The organism is Acidimicrobiales bacterium (assembly GCA_036273495.1).
In the GTDB taxonomy this organism is placed as follows: domain Bacteria; phylum Actinomycetota; class Acidimicrobiia; order Acidimicrobiales; family JAJPHE01; genus DASSEU01.
The window spans coordinates 1-3,632 of the sequence record DASUHN010000054.1 but is presented as its reverse complement, the minus strand read 5'-3'; the positions used below and the strand labels follow the sequence as shown (position 1 = coordinate 3,632).

At 73.6% G+C, this 3,632-nt stretch carries 4 protein-coding genes; 3 read left to right on the top strand and 1 reads right to left on the bottom strand.

All coding sequences use genetic code 11. From position 1 onward, the window contains the following. Positions 1–659, top strand: a 659-nt coding sequence (locus tag VFW24_02150; protein ID HEX5265550.1) for a GNAT family N-acetyltransferase, incomplete at its 5' end; no start/stop codon positions are given. Here VFW24_02150 and VFW24_02145 read toward each other — a convergent pair. Beyond that, the gene (locus VFW24_02145; GenBank protein ID HEX5265549.1) at positions 620–1,576 is read right to left on the bottom strand and encodes a TIGR03557 family F420-dependent LLM class oxidoreductase; all 957 of its coding nucleotides are present in this window, start codon (positions 1,574–1,576) and stop codon (positions 620–622) included. The two genes, VFW24_02150 and VFW24_02145, sit on opposite strands and share 40 nt — an antisense overlap. Positions 1,577–1,607: 31 nt before the next feature. Here VFW24_02145 and VFW24_02140 point away from each other — a divergent pair, with 31 nt between their 5' ends. Both VFW24_02140 and VFW24_02135 read left to right on the top strand, forming a co-directional pair. Then, positions 1,608–2,069: an NUDIX hydrolase gene (locus VFW24_02140; protein ID HEX5265548.1), complete on the top strand. Its 462-nt coding sequence runs from the start codon at positions 1,608–1,610 to the stop codon at positions 2,067–2,069. A 43-nt stretch (positions 2,070–2,112) separates the two neighbouring features. Beyond that, positions 2,113–3,632: twin-arginine translocation signal domain-containing protein (locus VFW24_02135; GenBank protein ID HEX5265547.1), on the top strand; the 1,520-nt coding region annotated here is incomplete at its 3' end.

The window sequence follows — 3,632 nt, the reverse complement described above, 5'->3', positions numbered from 1 at the left end:
CGCCGGTCGAGCGCGCCATCGGGGCCGGGCGATCCCAGGCGATCCCGCCGGCCACGCCCCATGAGGTCGGCATCGACGGGCCGTTCCGGCTCGTCCTCGAGTTCTGGGGCCGGGGTCCGGGCGCGGCCGTCACCCTCCGCGACGGGAAGGTGGTGACGATCCGGCGGATGGCCCCGGACGACGACGACCGCCTGGTCGAGTTCCACGGCCGCCTCTCTCCCGAGACGGTCTACCTACGGTTCTTCAGCGCCCACCCCCGGCTCCTGCCCGCCGAGGTCAACCGCTTCACCCACCTCGACCAGCACGACCGCGTGGCCCTGGTGGCCGTCGACGCCGCGGGGTGCATCCAGGCCGTGGGCCGCTACGACCGGCTGCCGGGGACCGACGAGGCCGAGGTGGCGTTCGTGGTGGCCGACGACCTGCAGGGCCAGGGCCTCGGGCGGGAGCTGCTGGCCCGCCTGGCACCGATAGCCCGCCGCGAGGGCATCCGGCGGCTCGTGGCCGAGACGCTCGTCGGCAACCAGCCCATGCTCAAGGTCTTCCGGGCGTCGGGCCTGCCGACCCGCACCGGCCTGGCCGGCGGCGTGGTCCAAGTGACCATGGAGCTGGGCGACGACAGTCAGGAGACACCGAGCCGGGGCGCCACCTCCGAGAAGTAGAAGTCGAAGAAGCCGCCCTGGTCCTCACCGATCTGGCTCACGTACACCTCGTCGAAGCCCGCCTCGAGGTACACGCGGAGGGCGCCGACGTGCCGCTCGGGATCGGGGCCGCAGGCGATCTTGTCGGCGACCATCTCCTCGGTGACGGTCTGCGAGGCCTGCTCGAAGTGGGCGGGCATCGGCAGCTCCTGGCTGAGCTCCCCAGGGACGCCGGTGGTGCGCCACAGGTCGTGGGCCAGCTTGCGGGCGGCCGACTCGTCCCGGCCCCAGCACACCTTGACCGCCGCGACCGTGGGGCCCTTCCCACCCGCGTCGCGGTAGGCCCGGATGGCGTCGGAGTCGGGGGCGGTGGTGACGAAGCCGTCCCCGATGCGCGCCGCCACCTTGGTGGCCTTGGGCCCGAAGGCCGACACCATGACCGGGGGCGGGCTGTCCGGCGCCGAGTAGATCCGGGCGTTCTCGACCGTGTAGTGCCGGCCGCGGTGGGTGACGAACTCCCCCTTCCACAGCTCGCGCATGACCTCGACGGCCTCCTCCAGCATCTCCAGGCGGACGTCGGCCGGGGGCCAGCGGTCCCCGAGGATGTGCTCGTTGAGCGCCTCCCCGCTGCCTACGCCGAAGGAGAAGCGCCCCTCCAGCAGCAGCGCCGAGGTGGCCGCCGCCTGGGCGAGGACGGCCGGGTGGATGCGGACGGTCGGGCAGGTGACCCCGGTCATCACCTTCAGGCGGGTGGTGCCTGCGATGGCGCCGATGACGCTCCAGACGAAGGGGCTCTCCCCCTGGCGCTCGAGCCAGGGGTGGTAGTGGTCGGAGATGAACGCGGACCGGAACCCCGCCTCCTCACCCATCCGGGCGAAGCGCAGCAGCGCACCGGGCCCGTGCTCCTCGCTGGACAGGAACAGACCGATCTCGGGCATGTCCCGCGTGTACCCCGGCCATGATGGGGCCATGCGACAGTCAGGGGACGGCTTCGTCGTCCTGGCCGACGGGTCCAGCCGCTGGGGCCGCTTCGGGGCGGCCGGGGTGCTGGCCCGCCACGTCGACGCCACCGGTCCCTGGTACCTCCTGGCCCGCCGCTCGGTGCACTGCCACCAGGGCGGGACGTGGGCCGTCCCGGGCGGGGCCCTCGACCAGGGGGAGAGCCCCCTCGACGGCGCCCTCCGCGAGTTCGCCGAGGAGATCGGCACCTTCGGGGCGTCCTACGAGCTGGCCCACATCCACGAGGACGACCACGGCGGGTGGAGCTACTGGACCGTGGTCCTCGACGTCTCCCACCGCTTCCCCGTGCCGCCCGTCCTGAGCTGGGAGACCGCCGAGGCCCGCTGGGTCCCGGCCCCCGAGGTCGGGTCGCTCCCGCTGTTCGGGGCCTTCCGCTCAACCCTCGAGCATCTGGGATTTCTACCCGCCTGAGGCCCCTCCTACTGTGGGTCCGGAGGTGGAGGAACCGGCCGACGTGAGCAAGATCAGCCGCCGCCGCTTCCTGACCGGCTCCGCCGCGGCGGTGGCGGCCGGGCTGACGGGGGGCGTGGCCCGCGCCGTCCCCGCGCCCGCTCCCCCCGAGCTGCCCACGGCCGGTTGGGTCCGGGCCGAGAACGCCCGCCCCGGCACCCTGGACTGGATCGTGACGGGCCGGCCCGTGCCCCACGCCATCGAGGGCTACGCCGACCGGGCCAGCGCCGCGCCCGGCGAGACCGTCACGCTGTTCGTGAGCACGACCGAGCCCACCTTCCACGTCGAGGCCTACCGGATGGGCTGGTACGGCGGCCGGGGCGCCCGGCTGGTCTGGCGCTCCCCGGAGACGCCGGGGCACCCCCAGGCCCCGCCGCAGTTCACCCCCGGAATCAACATGGTCGAGTGCGCGTGGCCGCCCGCGCTGCGCTTCCCGGTGACCTACGACTGGCCTCCCGGCAATTACCTGCTCAAGCTGGCCGGGGCCGGCGGGCAGCAGCAGTACGTCCCGCTGACGGTGCGCGACGACCACAGCGAGGCGGCGGTGGTGGTCCTCAACGCGGTGACCACGTGGCAGGCCTACAACCTCTGGGGCGGCTACAGCCTGTACCTGGGCCGCCAGGGGAACGGGGAGGCGTACGCGGCGCGCTCCCGGGTGGTGTCGTTCGACCGCCCCTACGGGCTGGTCAACGACGACTGGGCCAACGGCGCCGCCGACTGGCTGGGCAACGAGCTCCCGTTCCTGATGCTGGCCGAGCGCTGGGGTCTCGACATGGCGTACTGGACCGACCTCGACCTGTCCCGCAATCCCGAGCGGCTCACCCGCCACCGGGTGCTCGTGAGCCTCGGACACGACGAGTACTGGTCCCGGGCCATGTTCGACGGGGCGCTGGCGGCGCGCGACGCCGGCGTCAACCTGGCGTTCCTCGGGGCCAACGCCTGCTTCCGCCACATCCGCTTCGAGGCCAGCCCGACCACCGGCGTGCGCCGGCGGGTCGTGTGCTACAAGGTCGCAACCGAGGACCCCCTCAACGGCCGCGACGACATCGACGTCACCTCGGACTGGCCGAGCGGGCCCCGTCCCCGACCGGAGAGCCTCCTGATCGGCAACATGTACCAGTCCAACCCCGTCGACGCGTCGCTGGTGGTGGCGGCGCCGGCGGCCTGGGGCCTGGAGGGAACCGGCCTGCGGAGCGGGGACGCCCTGCCCCACGTCGTGGGCTCGGAGTACGACGCCTTCGACCTGACGGTGCCGGGCCCGCGCAACGTGGAGATCTGGGCCCACTCCCCGCTGGTGTGCCGGGGCCGGCCCGGTCACTCCGATGTCACCTACTACACCGCCCCCGGTGGGGGAGGGGTGTTCGCCACCGGCACCAACTGGTGGGTGAGCAAGCTGGCCGACGCCCCGCCCCAGATCCCCGCCGCCCTGGTGCCCCCCGCCATCCCCGACGTGACCGCCGCCCTGACGGGCATCACCCGCAACGTCCTGGCCGTGCTCGGCTCCGGCCCGGGCGGACATCTCCG